This is a genomic window from Humisphaera borealis (assembly GCF_015169395.1).
Taxonomy (GTDB): Bacteria; Planctomycetota; Phycisphaerae; order Tepidisphaerales; family Tepidisphaeraceae; genus Humisphaera; species Humisphaera borealis.
This window is the reverse complement of record NZ_CP063458.1, coordinates 6,392,529-6,408,681: the sequence shown is the minus strand read 5'-3', so window position 1 is coordinate 6,408,681 and position 16,153 is coordinate 6,392,529. Positions and strand designations below refer to the sequence as shown.

Below are 16,153 nucleotides of genomic sequence, written 5' to 3'. Positions count from 1 at the left end.
CCCGTGTCCTAGTGTACGGTTCGGCACGAGTCTCCGGCGTACCGGCGACTTGTGGCACCAGGCACTTTTCTGCCGGGACTACTTGTTCAACGCTGCCGGCGTGCCGGTGGCGGCACCGGCCGGGGGTGTCGCCGGGGATTCCAGAATCTTGACCTTGATCATCTCGGCTTCAACCTTCGCCAGTTCCGCAATCATCAAGGGCTGAGCGGGCTGATTCGTCGCCATCCCGTTCAGCGTTCTGGCCGCAGTTGATCCGGCCGTCGATTTTTCGGCAGTCAGGATGACCTGCAGCGCGCCGCTCATGTTCTTGAGCTCTTTCATCAGGTCATTGAGCCGGGTCTGAACGATCCCCGGTCCGCCCGGCGGCAGCAGCGGTCCGATGCGAATTAGTTCGTTGGTCTGGTCGTAAATCGCCCGGCCGGCCTTGGCCTTCTGAGCCGGAGTCATCGCGCGCCAGCCGCTGATCGCCAGGTAGGTGACCACCGGGGCGTCGAGTTCGGGGCGGGCGGGGAAGTTCGGATCCTGCTCGGGCAGATTGGCCGGGTCTACCTTCGAATAGAGCTGAGCCCGTGCCTGGATCAGGGCGATGATCGCGTCCAGACCGGCCCCGGCCCGCTGGGCGTTGCCGGTGACATTCGTTCCCGCGAGCGTCGCATACGCGTCTTCGGCGATCGCCGCCGACGTCGGGTGCGCCTTGACCGCGCCGATGACCGCGGTCGACAACTTGGTCGCGCCGGGCTGATTGATGCCCAGCAGGTTCGGATAGACATCCTTCGCGGCTCGGACACCCCACATCGACACCGCCTCGGACGAGTCGCCGATCGCTTTCTCGGTGGACGCGAGCAGGGTCGTGCCCTGGTTCATGCTCGCCGCGACCTTCGCCAGCGTGACGGCGGCATTCAGGCGGATGCGGGCATCTTTGCTCGCCAGTTGCTTGAGGAGTTCCGCTTCAAGCGAGGTTGCGTAGGCGGTCTGATAGGCCGGCGATGCGGGCGTTGATGGGGCCTTGGTGTTGCCGGGAACGGGGATCGCCGCGGCACCGATGATGTTGCCCCTTGCCGATGCCAGGACCGCCGGGTCCCCCGCCGTCATCGCAGCGGCTTCGGTCGATACCCACCGCTTGATCTCTGCCACCTGCGGTGCCGTCAGGTTCGGCGTACCGCGAACGCTCGGCGGCGGTGTCGGCCCGCCACGCTTGATGACCGGTTTGGTTGCCGGCGTGGTCTGGGCCACCAGCCCCGACGGAACGACGACCAGCGACGCCAAAGCCAGAACGCTCAGGCGGAGCCAACGGGCCGGACGGTAGTGTGCGACGAAGTGCTTCAAGGCCTCTCTCCAGCCAGCGGACGCGAACACCTGACCCATCGGGAACATAAAACCCGCGCGCTGATCCGCTGAACGCGCGTTGGCTTCGACCGTAGCAGACGTTATGCAACAGTGTCAAGGAAAAGACGGTACGCAATGCCGTCGCCACTTCAACACATCCTGGTCCGTCAACAAGTGAGGGGAATGCGCTCGTAGGGTCCGCCTTGGCGGACGCAGTGGTCCTGGGTTTCGCAGCGCCGCGTCCGCCAAGGCGGACCCTACAAGTGCTATCCAAGGTAACGCTTCGGGCGACCATACCAGCAATATCGTGGGATTCCGCTGATTGATTGTCTTGACCGGCCAACCCGGTCGGGAATAATCGCGCCGCGATCCGGCAACCCGCCGCTATAGTCGGACGACCACCGGTTCCAAGGAACGCATGGAGAACTTTCGACTGGAGTCCATACCGAACCCTGCCGTCAAGCGGCTGAGTCTCTACTTGCGCCAACTCGACGCGTTCCGACGGAAGGATCGCCGGACCATCTCCAGCAAGCAGTTGGGGAAAGCCTGGGCCTGACCGACGCGCAGGTTCGCAAGGATCTGGGATACTTCGGACAGTTCGGCCATCCCGGGATTGGGTACCGCGTAGACGACCTGATCCAGCAGTTGCGGAAGATCCTGGGGACCGACAAGACGTGGAACGTATTGCTGGTGGGCGCGGGCAACATCGGCAAGGCGCTGTCGAGTTATAAAGGGTTTAATTCCAAGGGGTTCAAGCTCGTCGCGGTGTTCGACAACGATCCCTCGAAGGTGGGTCGAAAGCTGGGGGCGTTCACGATTCAGTCGTACGATGATCTTCAGAAGACCGTCGCGGCTCATTCTATCAGGCTGGCGATCATCGCCGTCCCGGCCGACGCCGCACAGGACGTCGCCGATCGCGTGGTCGAGGCCGGTGTGCGTGGCGTTCTGAACTTTGCGCCGTGTTCGCTGACGGTCCCGCCGGACATCGCGCTCAACAGCGTTGATGTGGCGGTTTCGTTGGAGCAGTTGTCGTTCCAAGTCAATGTCACGCCTGTGGGTTAACGCTACCTGAAGATAGATCACTGCCGGGGCAGCCGATCCAGTAATCCAAGGTCCGAGGGCGGCCGATGACCGAAATAGGGACCGGCCTGTCGGTCGTTCGGGACGCGGATTTGTTGTATGCGTTACACGGAAGTGCGAGTCGCGGGGCTCAGGCGGCGGGGAGGAGTTCTCGTCTACGCCACCGTTCTAATGACCGTGCTAATGGGGATCGGCGTCTTTGCCGTGGATTATGGCCGGGTCGAGCTCGCCAAGACGGAAGCTCAGGCCGCCGCCGACGCCGCCGCCCGTTATGGTGCCGCCGGTCTGAAAAACACCCTGCTGGGGCAGTCCGCCGCATCGTCGAACGCACTGGCGATCGCGATGTTAAACCAGCTCGACGGACAATCCATTTCGTCTTCTCAATGCGTTACCGAGACCGGCTACTGGGACGCCCAGAGCAAGACGTTTACCGCGAACGTGGCGATCTCCTCGTCCAATGCGGTTCGCGTGACCATCTCCCACACGTTTGGAAACGGGCGATTACCCCTGACCTTCGCACCGATCTTCGGTTCGCGCAATACGCAGATCAGCAAGAGCGCGATTGCGATGGTGGACGTGACGTCAGAGACGTTCTATGCACCGGCGAAGGGTAATCTCTGGCTCGCCGGGATGCCCGATGGCACCGTGACCAAGAACCTGCAGCCGTCGAACAACTGGGTGTGGGATACCGCCGGCTCGGCGGCAAACCGGCAATCGCCGCAGGTCGTTACCAACTCTGCACTCGTTACCCCTGGCAGCAGCATCAGTTTTGACGGCGTCCAGGGCAGCGCAACGTACGACGGGGGAAACCCGCTGGGTGCCGACGGCAATTCGGGGTTCCTGGTGTGCCATGGCAGCACGGCGACGAATTACACATCGGCGCTGACGAAGTCGGACAACGGGATCGCGAACATTCGCGCTCCAATCGGGTCGCTGATCGCGGTATTTCTCGATGGGAACGCCCCAAACACGACCTCCGCCCCGGCGGCGCTGGATTTCGACTCGGCCGCGAGCCGCGACTTCCAGACGCTGGCGCCTCTGCTCAAGCAGCCGTTCTTCGTCGGCAACGGCCGGCGGGACAACGGCGAAGTCCAGCAGTTTGTCGTGCCTGCCGGGGCGACGCGGATGTTCATCGGCATGATGGATGCCTGGCAGTGGAACGATAACGTCGGGGGGTTCGACGTCGGGGGCCACGTGATTCATTCGCTTAGTACGGTGAAATAAGCCGATAGTGACCGTGGGTTTTACGGATCGTGCCCGTTTTGAACCGGCACGACTGGTCTGAGCGTCAAGGCTGGTTCACGGGTTGACCTTTTTGAACAGATCGTTGACATTGCGCTGGGAATTTCCCGATTTAACCCCTACGAACGTAATTTTCGGTAGATTTGAACCGAACGTTCGGTGTAGACGCACCGACGAACGATTAGACTCGTATGACTGGTGTCAGGTCGCCGATGGTGGGACGGCGAACCTCCGGAGCCTTCCGGTGTAAGGATTTAGCGACGCCGGCCAATTACGCACTGAGCTATCGAGCACTGCATGACATCTATCCAGCAACCGACCATCCCATCGTTCGCCCGCATTCAGCCAGAAGAAGCGACGCCAGCGACCGCAGCCGTGACAACGCCGAAGTCCGCCCCGCCGCTGAAGTTTGCGGCGGAGAACGAGTTCATGCACACCCTCCGAAAGCGCATCGACGCGCTCTTCGAAGGTACAGGTCGCCGCAAACGCGACTGCTGGCAGATGTACGTGAAGTCGGCCGTCCTGATGACGGCGTTTGTCACGTCCTACCTGGCGCTGCTGTTCGTCGTCACCACCTGGTGGCAGGCCGTGCCGATCGCCGCTTTCCTGGGCCTTGTCCTGGCCGGCATCGGGTTCAATATCGGTCACGACGGCGGTCACAACGGCTACTCCGAGAAGGGGTGGATCAACAAGATCGCCGCGATGTCGTTTGATCTCATCGGTGGAAGCTCGTTCCAGTGGCACTGGAAGCATGGCGTCTTCCACCACACCTATGTCAACATCAGCGGCCACGACACCGACATTGAAACCGGCATCCTCGGCCGCCTGAGCCCCCAGCAGCCCCGCTACTGGTTCCACCGTTTCCAGCACATCTACCTCTGGCCGCTCTATGGCATGCTGGCGATGAAGTGGCAGATCTTCGACGACTGGAACGACATCATTCGCGGCCGGATTGGCGAGCATAAAGTCCGCCGGCCACGGGGCAAGGACCTGTTCATCTTCGTCGCCGGCAAGCTCGTCGCGTACACGTTCATGTTCGTCATTCCAATGCTGCTGCACCCGGTGCTCAGTGTGCTCGGGCTGTATGTGGTCGCGATGTTCTGCATGGGCGTTGCGATGTCGGTGGTCTTCCAGCTGGCCCACGTGGTCGAAGATGCCGAGTTCCCCATGCCCGTCGGCGACACCAACAAGATGGAAAACGCCTGGGCGGTACACCAGATCGAAACCACGGTCGACTTCGCCCGTGACAGCAAGATCTGTTCGTGGCTGATGGGCGGACTGAACTTCCAGATCGAACATCACCTGTTCCCCAAGATCTGCCATATCAACTACCCCGAGATGTCAAAGGTCGTCGAACAGACGTGCAAGGAGTTCGGCGTACGGTTCAGCGAACACAAGACGTTCCGCTCGGGCGTCGCGTCGCACTACCGCTGGCTGAAAAAGATGGGCCAACCGGAAGTGACACCGGCGATGTAGGGCAAGCGACATCGGTTAGCCGCGACCCGAAGGGGAGCGCGGAAACGCGGACGACGTCGATCAACGACACCGAAAATCAAGAAGGGCAAGTCGGCAAGTGTGCCGACTTGCCCTTTTCCGTATGGCGCACCGGTTTAGCGGGTGGACCGCAGGTCTCCTCTTCTTCGTACGCAGAAACAATCGCCAATGAAGAGGGGACCTGCGGTCCTCCCGCTAATCGGGCAGGTCAAAGCCGTGGCAACGCCCCTTTGCCGCATCCCGCGCTCCGCGTACCCTATCCGTCCCTTATGGCCAAGAACATCAAAAAGCGTTCCGACGACTATGCCCAGTGGTACCTCGACGTGATCAAGGCGGCCAAGCTCGCCGACCATTCGCCGGTGCGCGGGTGCATGGTGATCCGCCCCGAAGGTTTCGCGATCTGGGAGGCCATCCAGCGCGACCTGGACCGTCGGTTCAAAGCGACCGGGCACGTGAACGCCTACTTCCCCCTGCTCATCCCGCAGAGCTTCCTGACCAAGGAAGCGCAGCACGTCGAAGGCTTTGCCCTGGAATGTGCCGTCGTCACTCATTCCAAGCTGGAGAAGGACGGCGAAGGCAAGCTGCGGCCGGCGTCGCCAATCGAGGAACCGCTGATCATCCGCCCGACGAGCGAGACGATCATCGGGCACATGTACAGCGAGTGGGTGCAGAGCTACCGCGATCTGCCGCTGCTGATCAACCAGTGGTGCAACGTGATGCGCTGGGAGATGCGCACCCGGCTGTTCCTGCGCACCAGTGAGTTCCTCTGGCAGGAAGGCCACACCGCCCACGAGACCGAGGCCGAGGCGCAGGAAGAGACGCTCAAGATGCTCGACGTCTACGCCGACTTCGCCGAGAACGTATTGGCGGTGCCGGTGGTCCGGGGCGCCAAGACCGACAGCGAGAAGTTCCCCGGCGCGGTAACCACCTACTGCATCGAGGGCCTGATGCAGGACGGCAAGGCGCTGCAGATGGGCACGAGCCACAACCTGGGGCAGAATTTCAGCAAGGCGTTCGAGATCAAGTTCCTCGGCCGCACTCAGCAACAGGAGTTCGCCTGGACGACGAGCTGGGGCGTGAGCACGCGGCTGATTGGCGCGGTGATCATGGCCCACAGCGACGACGAGGGCCTGGTGCTGCCGCCGCGCGTGGCACCGGACGTTGTCGCGATCGTGCCGATCTTCAAGACGCCGGAGGACGAGGCGAAGGTGCGCGGGTTCGTGGACAAGCTGGTCGCCGCGCTTACGGGAGACGCCAGCGCCGCCAAGACCGCACATCACGGCCTGGAGCGGTACGTTTACAACACCGCCAACGAGCAGCGGATCCTCGCCGACTTCCGCGACGCCCGCCCCGGCGACAAGCAGTACCACTGGGAGCAGCGTGGCGTGCCGTTCCGCATCGAAGTCGGTCCGAGAGACGTCGACGGCGGCGCGTTCGTCCTGAAGAGCCGTATCGGCGGGACGAAAGAGATCATCAAGCTGGAAGACCTTCAGCCCGGCTGGCTGAAAGCACGGCTGGATGCCGCCCATGACGCGCTGTTCCAGAAAGCCGTCGCCTATCGTGAAGCCAATACGCGCGACGCCGCGACCTACGACGAGCTGAAAGAGATCATCAAAGGCCAGGGCGGTTTCGTGCGGTGCTTCTTCAAGCCCGACCGTGCCGCCGAGGCGAAGATCAAGGAGCAGACCAAGGCGACGGTGCGGTGCATTCCGTTCGCCCAACCCGGCACGAGCGGCAAGTGCATCTACAGCGGCGAAGAGACGACGACGCAGGTGCTGTTCGCGCAGGCGTACTGATTCACAACTGGCCGAGGGGCAACTATGGGCTGGAGACATCGTTCGGTCGAGTGCACGGGATCAATCCTCTTTCGTGGTGGGATGCCGCCTCGATTGTCGGAGTTCGCACCGGCGCTCAAGGCGGCGCGCGTCGGCGGTCAGAAGGTGGACGCGCAGGGACACCACTGGGCCGCCGAGCTTAAACACGCCGATTGGGGGACGGCCAAGGCAATCTGCCTCCGCGACCTCGGTGCCCCGCCGCCGTTCCTGATCGACCTGGACCCGCACCTCAACGAGCAGGAGCGGCAACTGGCCAAGGAAGCCGGCTGCGTGGTGAGTGTGGTCGTCCAGGGCGGCAAGAACGACGTGCTGCGCGATCGCAAATCGCTGCTGCGGTTCCTGCGCGTGCTGATGGCCGACGACGGACTGGTGGCGATGGACCACACCGCACAGCGGTTTTGGTCGCGTGCGGGTCTGGACGATGAACTGGCGCATAATGCCGATCTGGACGTCGAGTCGCTGTTTACGACGCACGTCATTACCGACGATGTTCCAGAAGACGCGCCTGAGGGGACCGATACGCCTGCCCTCTGGCTGCACACGCACGGACTGGCGGAGATCGGATTCTTCGACTTCGACGTGCTGTCGCCCCACGAATCGATCACCAGCCAGGGCGGGTTCGATGCGCTGCGGGTGATGGCGTTCGGGATTCTGGAAGGTAAGGCGACGTCAGGAATGGAACGATTCACCGTGGCCGGCGGTGGCGGCGACGTTCGACTGGTAGACGTCGCGAGGTTTAATCGCAAGGCCGCCGCGGCCGACATCGCGATGAGAATCGGGGCCGACGAATCGCACAACGTCAGTCGTGTGGTTCTGTGCGAACCGCCCGGGGGCTTTCTTGGCAAACTGTTCGATCGCCCCAAGCCTTCCCAATGGCTGCAGCAGGAAGTCGGGGACGGCAATCTCCTGCTCTACTTTCCCGATTCGGCGACCGACCTGATGGCAGAGCGGGCAAGGGCCACCTGGGCCAAGTTTCGCGACTGGTCGGCCGAACTGGCCGAATTCGCGTTCCCGGTCATCGCTAAGATCGGCTACGAGACTGACACCGGCGGTGGCCGCGAGCACCTCTGGTTCTCCGTCAACAATGCCCGCGACGCCGACGTCGAGGCGACCCTCGACAGCCAGCCCTTTGACATCGCCGCGATGAAGCCCGGCGACCGGCGTCGCCATCCGCTGGAACGGCTGACCGACTGGGCGATCATCACCCCGATCGGCATGATCACGCCACGCAATACAACGCCGCTGAGGCGGATTCGCGAGAACATCGACAAGTTCCGCGAGGCGATGAAGGAAATCCGCGCTTTGGAACAGCAGGAGAGCAACACCTGATAGCGCCCGGTTGCGGGTGACCAGGATGACAGCCCATGGCCGCCCCCCGCCCCACGCCCGTCCTGTCTTACACCGGCGATCAACCGTTCGGCTGGCGGGAAGACCCCGACGGCGACGCGGTGCTGATGCTGCCGCACGCGTCGAACTGGTCGCCGCTGCTCGAGCACGCCGCGGGACTGATGGCGGCGACATTCTTTATGATTTGCGTGGTGGCGTTTGTCGTCTATGTCGGACGGTCGCTCGGGCCCGACCAGCGGACGGAGGCGATCTCGGCGATCGCCGTCGGCTTTCTTGCGATCGGCATCTGGGTGTGGGTCGTCGTGCGGTGCATCCGCCAGGCACGTGGTGGAACGGTCGCAACCGTCGAGTTGCGGGTGTCGCCGGGTTCGCTTGAAGTGACACAACTGGCCGGCCGCGATGACGTCGATCAGACCGTCTGCTGGGAACGTCAGCACATCGCAGAGGTTCGTTTCTCGCTCCGCCCGGCGACGTTCTTCCGCCCAACACGCGTCCGCCTGCTGCTGCTGCGGCAGGACGGCGTTCGCGACGCGATCTGGCTCCCCTGGCCCGAATGCGAGCCGGTCGGGCCGCACGAGCAGCGGCTGCGAGGGATCCTGAATCTGCCAGCGGTGTAGCCCGAAATTCCACCACGGAGGGCACGGAGTTCACGGAGATGAAGACGGAGAAAGCGAAACTTTCTCGATTTGGAGAGTGCGCCGATCACGGGATGGCGAATTTTCTGTGATTTCTCTGTGCTCTCGGTGCCGTTCGTGGTGGTCCGCATTTCCTGACATCAGGAAGGTCTTGTCATGCCCAAACTCATCCTCATCAAGCACGCCGCCCCGCAGGTGAAGCCCGGGCTTCCGCCGGAAACCTGGGCGCTGTCGGACAAGGGGCGTCAGCAGTGCAAGCCGCTCGCCGAGGCGATTCGTCCGCTCGCACCCGCGGTCGTCCTGACGAGCTTGGAACCCAAGGCGGCGCAGACTGGCGAAATCGTCGCCGGCGAGCTGAAAGTTCCCTTCGCCACCGTCGCCGGACTGCATGAGCACGATCGATCCAACGTGCCGCACCTGCAGAGCCGGGAGTTCATCTCGCTCGTCGAGCTGTTTTTCCGCAAGCCGAAAGAGCTGGTGCTCGGGCGGGAGTCGGCCGTGCAGGCGTTGTCGCGGTTCGAACTGGCGCTTCAAGGCGTCCTCGCCCGATACCCCGACCAGAACGTCGCAGTCGTCTCGCACGGAACGGTGATCGCGCTTCTGCTGGCGAAGTACGGGATGAAGAACGGGGCGGGCAATGGTGTGGGAAACGGATTCGAACTCTGGCGGAAGATGGGACTGCCGAGCTACGCAGTGATCGATACGGCGGCAAATTCGGTGGAGCGAACGGTAGAGAACTTGTAGTGGCGTCGATACTTCCCGGATTGCTGCGCTTGGAACAAGCAACGTCATGTGCCGGGTTCCTTAACGCCCGTATTGCAGCACCAGCTCCACGAACATTCGCACCCCCGTCGCGATCGCCTCGTCTGTGAAATCAAACCGGTCGCTGTGCAACGGCGGGTAGCCGCTGGCCGCCACCGGCTGCACGCCAATCAGGAAAAAACACCCCTGCACTTCCTGCAGGTAGTAAGCGAAATCCTCACCGCCCATGCTGGGGCGTGGAACCTCGTAATAGCGGTCCAAGCCGACGACCTGCTTCGCGACCTTGGCGACGTAGGCCGCCATCTTCGGGTCGTTAATCATCGGCGGGTAGCCTTCGTGCCACTCGAAGGTTGCGGTGCACCCGTTGGCGGCGGCGATGCCTTCGCACCGTCGCTTCATCGCCGTCCGCACCTGGTCGCGGGCCTGCGGCGAAAGCGTGCGTGCGGTGCCTTCGATCGTCGCCGTGTCGGGGATGATGTTGGTCGCCGTGCCGGCGTTGAACTTGCCGACGGTGATGACCGCCGGCTCGGTCGGCTCCAGCTCGCGGGTGATGACCTGCTGCAGGTTCAGCACCGCTTCGCACGCGGTGACGATGGGGTCGATCCCGGCGTGTGGGAACGCGCCGTGACAGCCGCGGCCGGTGAAGGTGACGGTAAAGTTGTCGCTCGCCGCCAGCAGAGACCCCGGCTTGGTCGCGATGGTGCCGACCTTCAGGGTGGGCCAGCCGTGGAGCCCGAAGATGGCGGACACTTTTGGCCCCAGCCGCCCGTCGATGACGCCGGCCTTGCAGAGGATCTCTCCCCCGCCGCCGCCTTCTTCGGCCGGCTGCCAGAGGAACTTCACGCAGACGGGGAGGTCTTTCTCCATCGCCTTCAGCACCGCCGCGGTGCCGAGCAGGGTCGTCGTGTGCCCGTCATGCCCGCAGGCGTGCATGCGGCCGGGCGTTCGGCTGGCGTAGGGCAGGCCGGTCTGCTCGGCGATCGGCAGCGCGTCGATATCGGCCCGCAGTGCGACGCAGGGCTTGGAGGTGTCGCCGATCCAGGCAACGGTCGCCGTCGGCGCTTCGGGCACGCCGGCGACGTAGGGGATCTTCAGGCGATCGAGCTCGGCGCGGATGGCCTTGGCGGTTTCGAACTCTTCGTAACCCAGTTCGGGGATCTGGTGCAGCGCATGGCGCAGCTCCGCGAGGCGCGGGGCGTGGGCGGAGATGGTGTCCTGAAGCGTCATAGGTAGGTTCCGCCTTGGCGGACGCGTTCCAAGCAGAACTTCACTTGTAGGTTCCGCCTTGGCGGACGCGTTCGACGCAGCGTGTCGTCGCGGGCGACACCGCGTCCGCCAAGGCGGACCCTACAAGCTCATTCCCGCTTACTTCGTGCGCGGCTCCTTCAAAACAACTGATCCAGCACGTTCCCCATCGGCATCTGGACGCACGTGAGCGTCGGCGTGTCACGCACCGTGTACTTGCTGCTCTGCGTCTCGCGCAGCTCCATCACCAGGTCCAGGAAATCCTTCGGCTCTTCACTCTCGAACGCTACCACGAAGTCCTGATCATCCAGGCCGAAGCTGTAGGTCGTATTAAGCTTGATGCTCGGATACTTGTTCCCGACCTTGATGTGCTCGTCCATGATCTCCTGCCTCTTCTCCTGCGGCAGCAGATACCAGTCGCGCGTCTTGATGAACGGGTAGACGAAGATGTACTTCCGCTTGCCGGGGATGATGTGCGTGCGGCTCTCGGCGGTGTGAAAGGGGTCGAGCTTGTCGATGTACATGCTCCGCTTGGTCATCGACAGAAACGAGTGCGGCTGCGTCAGGTAAGCGCCCATCCGGCTCTTGTTGATCGCAGCACTCTGCTCCTGGAACGTGTCAGTGGTCAGGCTGATCCGCCAGAGCATGAAGTCGGTCTCGGCCCTTACGCCGACCGTGCTGTAGGGGATGCACATCAGTCCCTGGCGTTTGGTCTCGATGATCTGCAGGAACTCGCTGCGGGCCTGAAGCTTCTCGTTGTCGCTGAGTCGGCGGAACGCCGGGTCGAGCTTGTAGAACGCGAAGTTGACGAACTGCCGGCTGACGGCAGGCCCGCCGGTCGTGGCGGCGGGTCGGCCTGTCGGATGGGTGGCTGGCGCGGAGGGAGCTTGTGACATAGCGGGTTCCTGGTGCGTATGAGATCCCGTTTAGCGATCGCACGGCAGATGCACGCTTCTCCGAATGGAAAAATCAAAGCGTGCGCCTGCGGTGCCACCGCGAAACGGACAGCTTAAGAGTAGGCCGTTTCGTCATTTGCGGCAACACCGGGCGATGATCCGCGGCGAATCGGGTGTTACCGGGCTGCCGTCGTAGTTGCCCCACATCGCTTCAACAACCAGGCCGTGCCGCTCGGCGAGCAATTGCAGCTCGCGCGGGTAGATGCTGGTCATATCAAACTCGTGCGTCGCGCGTTTGCGTTTGCCCTTGTCGTCGAACCACTCGTAGCGGTGGATGACGTGCTGCACCTGCGGCTCGCTACTACGCATGACGTCGGTGGAGAAGTAGATCGTTCGGCCGTCATCGGGCGAGCGGAAAATGTAAGGGTCGCGGGCGGTGACTTCGGATTCGGCCCAGAGGCCGGGGTCGGGGTTGAACAGATCGGTGTAGAACCTGCCGCCTTTGCCATTCTTCCCGGGCTTAAGGTGTCGCACTACCGTGGCGAAGACCCTGTCCTGAAGCTCCAGCGAGGTGAAGTTGCACAGGGTGTTGAAGAAGACGCAGACCCAGTCGAATGTCTGGCCCAAGTCCAGGTCGAGCATGTCGCCGACGGCGAGCGACAGTTGTTTATTCGTCAGGCCGGCCGCATCGCGTCTCCGGACGGCCAGGTCGATCATCTCCGGCGCGTAGTCAGTTCCCACAACGCGATGCCCCTCCTGTGCCAGTGGGATCGCCGCCCGTCCGGTCCCGCACGCCAGTTCGAGGATCGATTGCTTCTTCAGCGGGAGTTGCCCGAGGAAGAACGGGACGTCCTGTTGCAGCACGTCATGGCGAGCGTTCTCGGCGTCGTACCAATGAGCGGGAGCGCGGTAAGGCTTTCGTGGCATCGCGGCATCTTATCCCCAACTCAGGGACTGCGGTCCCCTCGCCCCGGCGTACCGACGGAGGAGTACCGGCAGAGGGGACAGACGGGTATTCTTCAGTCAACATCTCACGAATACGGAGGACCATGAAAATCGCTGCTCGCATTGGTTGCGCTTTTATCGCGCTTTTTGCCGCCCTGCCGTCTCTCGCCGCCGATCCGGTTCGGCAGGACCTCTTTGCTGCCGGCGAGGGCGGGTACCAGTTGTACCGAATTCCCGGCGTCGTCGTGACCGCCAAGGGGACGATCCTCGTCTACTGCGAGGCGCGCCGATCCGGCAGCGACTGGGGCGACATCGATCTGCTGATGCGCCGCAGTGCCGACGGCGGAAAAACCTGGTCGGCCCCTGCGCCGGTGGGCAAGCGGCCTGCCGACGCCCAGCGCAATCCCGCGGCCATCGCCCGCAAGCAGGGGAAAGACGGCGCGATCACCATGAACAACCCCGTCATGATCGCCGACAAATCCGGCGTCGTGCACCTGCTCTACTGCATCGAGTACGGCCGGTGTTTCTACAGCCGCAGCGAAGACGACGGGCAGACCTTCGGCGCCAGCACGGAGATCACCTCGGCGTTCGAAAAGCTGCGCGGCGAGTACGACTGGAAGGTGCTCGCGACCGGGCCCGGCCATGGCATTCAACTGTCCACCGGCCGCCTGCTGGTGCCCGTCTGGCTGTCGCTCGGCACGGAGGGCAACGCCCACAAGCCCAGCCGCGTGACGACGGTTTACAGCGACGACAACGGCAAGACCTGGCACGCCGGGGCGTTGGTCACCGCGGCGGCCGACCCTGTCGCGCCCGACGCGAGCGAGACCAACGCGGTCGAGCTCAGCGACGGGCGGGTCATGCTCAATCTGCGGCACCACGGCGGAACTCATCGTCGGGCGGTGACGACCAGCTCCGACGGCGCCGGCAACTGGTCGCCGCTCAAGGTCGACAACGCCCTTCCGGAACCCATCTGCTTCGCCTCGTTGCAGCGCTACAGCGGCGGCAAGGGCAGCAGCGGTAAAAACCTCATCCTGTTCTCCAACCCGCACAACCCCACCGACCGCAAACGTCAGAACCTGGCGATCAAGCTAAGCGAGGACGACGGCAAGACCTGGCCGATCAGCAAAGTGCTGGAGCCGGGCCTGGCCGCGTACAGCGATCTGGCCGTAGGCGCCGACGGAAAGATTCACTGTTTTTTTGAACGCGGTGTCGACGGCAAAGGTTACGCACGGCTCACGCTGGCGACGTTCGATTTGGAATGGGTGAAGTGACGCTTTCTGACGAGACACCGTCAACGTGAGAAATCGCGACTTTTCAAGGAGCCGCGCACGGAGTGTACTCACGGAGTAAGCGGTTGTGAGGTTGGGAGTCCGCTCCCCGCTTACTCCGTGAGTACACTCCGTGCGGCTCCTCAAAAAGTCACGCGCCTTCGTAGTTCGTCCAGGTTTCTTCAACCACCGGGAAAACGCCCTCATGCAATACTCTGAAGAAAACGTGACGTCACGCGAGCGTGCCTTCTCCGGCGTGCTCTCCGGCTGGCTCATGCTCGCGTTGATCCTGCTTTGCGTCGCGACCATGGTCGCTCTCATGTTCGGCGGCGTCTTCGGACGCAGGTTGCCGATCCCGGCGATCGCTACCGGCGTCGTTATGATCTTCCTGCTCAAGGGCCTGTTCGTCATCAACCCCAACGAAGCGATCGTGCTTCAATTGGCCGGCAAGTACGTGGGCTCGGTGCGTTCCGAAGGCTTTCACTGGGTCGTCCCGATCTACACCAAGTCGAAGATCACCCTTCGCGTCCGCAACTTCGAAAGCACACACCTGAAGGTCAACGACCACGACGGCAACCCTATCGAAATCGCCGCGATCGTCGTCTGGCGGGTGCGTGATTCGGCCGAGGCGATGTTCGAAGTGGACGACTACGAGAACTACGTCCGCGTGCAGACCGAAGCCGCGCTGCGCAACCTCGCGACACACCACCCCTACGACGCCCACCAGGAAGCACAGCTCTCGCTCCGCGGCAACATCGACGAGGTCGCCCGGCAACTGAAACACGAGGTTCAGGAACGGCTGTTCAAAGCCGGCGTGGAAGTGATCGAGGCGAGAATCAGCCACCTCGCCTACGCCCCCGAAATCGCCGCGGCGATGCTGCGAAGACAGCAGGCGTCGGCGGTGATCGCCGCGAGGGCAAAGATCGTGGAAGGTGCGGTGACAATGGTGGAGATGGCGCTCACGCAACTCCAACAGCGTAACGTCGTCCACATGGACGAAAACACCAAGGCGGCGATGGTGTCGAACCTGATGGTGGTGCTCTGTGCCGAGCACAGTGTGCAGCCGGTGGTGAACACGGGGCATGCGGAGAAAAGGTAGGGTGGGATTTATCCCACCGCATCGCGATTGAAGTCTCGTTGTGTGCCCGCGCGAAACGGGACTGTGGTGACCAAAGAATTGGAACCACTTCGCCCGTATGCCGATGTACACAACTCGTTGGCGAACGTGGTTCGGTGGGGTAAACCCCACCCTACAATGATGCCTCGACGACCAGCCCGTCGTACGCCAACTCCATCCTCTCCGGCAGCTCGGCATTCGTCGCGGCGTGACCGAGGCCGTGGGCGATATGCGTGAAAAGTGTGCGCTTCGCGGCGATCTTCTTCGATTCCTCGATCGCCTCTTCCAGGTTGAAGTGCGTCGTGTGTTTGCGCTTTTGCAGCGCGTCGAGGATCAGAACGTCGAGCCCTTCGAGCAGTTTGTATGACGACTCGGGGATCCTGCTCACGTCGGTGCAGTAGGCGAGGTTGCCCACGCGGAACCCCAGTACCGGCATGTCGCCGTGCAGCAGCGGGATGGGCGTCCAGGTGACGCCGGCGATCTCGAACTCGCCCGTAATCTCGCGATGGATCAGGTGCGGGCGGAACACCTTCTGCTCGGGGGCAGGCTCTTTGAACGCGTATCCGAAGCAGCGGACGAGTGTGTCGTGGGTCGGCTTGTCGGCAAAGACGTCAAGTGGGCCGCCTTTGACGTAGTTGTACCGCCGCACGTCGTCGAGCCCCATGATGTGGTCGGCGTGGGCGTGCGTGAAGACGACGGCGTCGATCCGGTGCACCTTGTTCGCCAGCGCCTGCAGGCGGAGTTCGGGAGTGGTATCGACCAGCACGCGGGTGTCGCCGTAGCTGATGACAACGGAGGTGCGGGTGCGCTGGTCGAGGGGATCGGCACTGGTGCAGACGGCGCAGTCGCAGCCGATCATCGGAATGCCGGCGCTGGTGCCGGAGCCGAGGAAGAGGAGTTGGAGGCGGTTGGGAGGTACGGCTACGGACATTTGGTTGGGCGGGCGGTACCGGGCTGGTCA

Annotated in this window: 15 protein-coding genes; 10 read left to right on the top strand and 5 right to left on the bottom strand. The window is 63.0% G+C overall.

Going from position 1 to position 16,153, the window contains the following annotated elements; translation table 11 throughout:
• Nucleotides 1-78: 78 nt before the first annotated feature.
• Nucleotides 79-1,326, bottom strand: a complete 1,248-nt coding sequence (locus IPV69_RS24105) for a hypothetical protein (protein WP_206292282.1) — start codon at nt 1,324-1,326, stop codon at nt 79-81.
• 418 nt (nt 1,327-1,744) lie between these two features.
• On the opposite strand from IPV69_RS24105, the gene IPV69_RS28010 reads away from it, so the two are divergent.
• The 8 genes from IPV69_RS28010 (at nt 1,745) to IPV69_RS24065 (ending at nt 9,703) form a co-directional block, all read left to right on the top strand.
• Nucleotides 1,745-1,882, top strand: a complete 138-nt coding sequence (locus tag IPV69_RS28010) for a winged-helix domain-containing protein (RefSeq protein ID WP_206292281.1) — start codon at nt 1,745-1,747, stop codon at nt 1,880-1,882.
• Complete coding sequence (locus IPV69_RS24095) at nt 1,873-2,388, top strand: redox-sensing transcriptional repressor Rex (RefSeq protein WP_206295666.1); 516 nt, start codon at nt 1,873-1,875, stop codon at nt 2,386-2,388. Before IPV69_RS28010 ends, IPV69_RS24095 begins: the two co-directional genes overlap by 10 nt.
• A 117-nt stretch (nt 2,389-2,505) precedes the next feature.
• Nucleotides 2,506-3,630: a TadG family pilus assembly protein gene (locus tag IPV69_RS24090; RefSeq protein WP_206292280.1), complete on the top strand. Its 1,125-nt coding sequence runs from the start codon at nt 2,506-2,508 to the stop codon at nt 3,628-3,630.
• Nucleotides 3,631-3,945: 315 nt separating this feature from the next.
• Nucleotides 3,946-5,124 carry a fatty acid desaturase family protein gene (locus IPV69_RS24085; RefSeq protein ID WP_206292279.1) on the top strand — a complete coding sequence of 393 codons (1,179 nt, stop codon included), beginning with the start codon at nt 3,946-3,948 and terminating at the stop codon, nt 5,122-5,124.
• A gap of 287 nt (nt 5,125-5,411) precedes the next feature.
• Nucleotides 5,412-6,938: a proline--tRNA ligase gene (proS, locus tag IPV69_RS24080; protein WP_206292278.1), complete on the top strand. Its 1,527-nt coding sequence runs from the start codon at nt 5,412-5,414 to the stop codon at nt 6,936-6,938.
• An 81-nt stretch (nt 6,939-7,019) separates the two neighbouring features.
• Entirely contained in the window at nt 7,020-8,306 is a 1,287-nt protein-coding gene (locus IPV69_RS24075) for a DUF2314 domain-containing protein (RefSeq protein ID WP_206292277.1), read from the top strand.
• Between the two features lie 35 nt (nt 8,307-8,341).
• Nucleotides 8,342-8,941, top strand: a complete 600-nt coding sequence (locus IPV69_RS24070) for a hypothetical protein (RefSeq protein WP_206292276.1) — start codon at nt 8,342-8,344, stop codon at nt 8,939-8,941.
• Between the two features lie 174 nt (nt 8,942-9,115).
• Nucleotides 9,116-9,703 (top strand): histidine phosphatase family protein, encoded by a 588-nt coding sequence (locus IPV69_RS24065; RefSeq protein WP_206292275.1) that lies wholly within the window; start codon nt 9,116-9,118, stop codon nt 9,701-9,703.
• A 60-nt stretch (nt 9,704-9,763) separates the two neighbouring features.
• Here IPV69_RS24065 and IPV69_RS24060 read toward each other — a convergent pair whose 3' ends face one another.
• The 3 genes from IPV69_RS24060 to IPV69_RS24050 all read right to left on the bottom strand — a co-directional run bounded on the left by IPV69_RS24060 (nt 9,764) and on the right by IPV69_RS24050 (nt 12,789).
• Nucleotides 9,764-10,948: a M20 metallopeptidase family protein gene (locus IPV69_RS24060; protein ID WP_206292274.1), complete on the bottom strand. Its 1,185-nt coding sequence runs from the start codon at nt 10,946-10,948 to the stop codon at nt 9,764-9,766.
• Nucleotides 10,949-11,106: 158 nt separating this feature from the next.
• Nucleotides 11,107-11,862: a chlorite dismutase family protein gene (locus IPV69_RS24055; RefSeq protein WP_206292273.1), complete on the bottom strand. Its 756-nt coding sequence runs from the start codon at nt 11,860-11,862 to the stop codon at nt 11,107-11,109.
• Nucleotides 11,863-11,994: 132 nt separating this feature from the next.
• On the bottom strand, nt 11,995-12,789 hold the full coding sequence (locus IPV69_RS24050; protein ID WP_206292272.1) for a class I SAM-dependent methyltransferase: 795 nt from the start codon (nt 12,787-12,789) through the stop codon (nt 11,995-11,997).
• Nucleotides 12,790-12,911: 122 nt separating this feature from the next.
• On the opposite strand from IPV69_RS24050, the gene IPV69_RS24045 reads away from it, so the two are divergent.
• Nucleotides 12,912-14,078 carry a sialidase family protein gene (locus IPV69_RS24045; protein WP_206292271.1) on the top strand — a complete coding sequence of 389 codons (1,167 nt, stop codon included), beginning with the start codon at nt 12,912-12,914 and terminating at the stop codon, nt 14,076-14,078.
• Nucleotides 14,079-14,382: 304 nt separating this feature from the next.
• Nucleotides 14,383-15,174, top strand: a complete 792-nt coding sequence (locus IPV69_RS24040; protein ID WP_390884431.1) for an SPFH domain-containing protein — start codon at nt 14,383-14,385, stop codon at nt 15,172-15,174.
• Between the two features lie 151 nt (nt 15,175-15,325).
• On the opposite strand, the gene IPV69_RS24035 is transcribed toward IPV69_RS24040, so the two are convergent.
• Nucleotides 15,326-16,123 (bottom strand): MBL fold metallo-hydrolase, encoded by a 798-nt coding sequence (locus tag IPV69_RS24035; RefSeq protein WP_206292269.1) that lies wholly within the window; start codon nt 16,121-16,123, stop codon nt 15,326-15,328.
• Nucleotides 16,124-16,153: the final 30 nt, after the last annotated feature.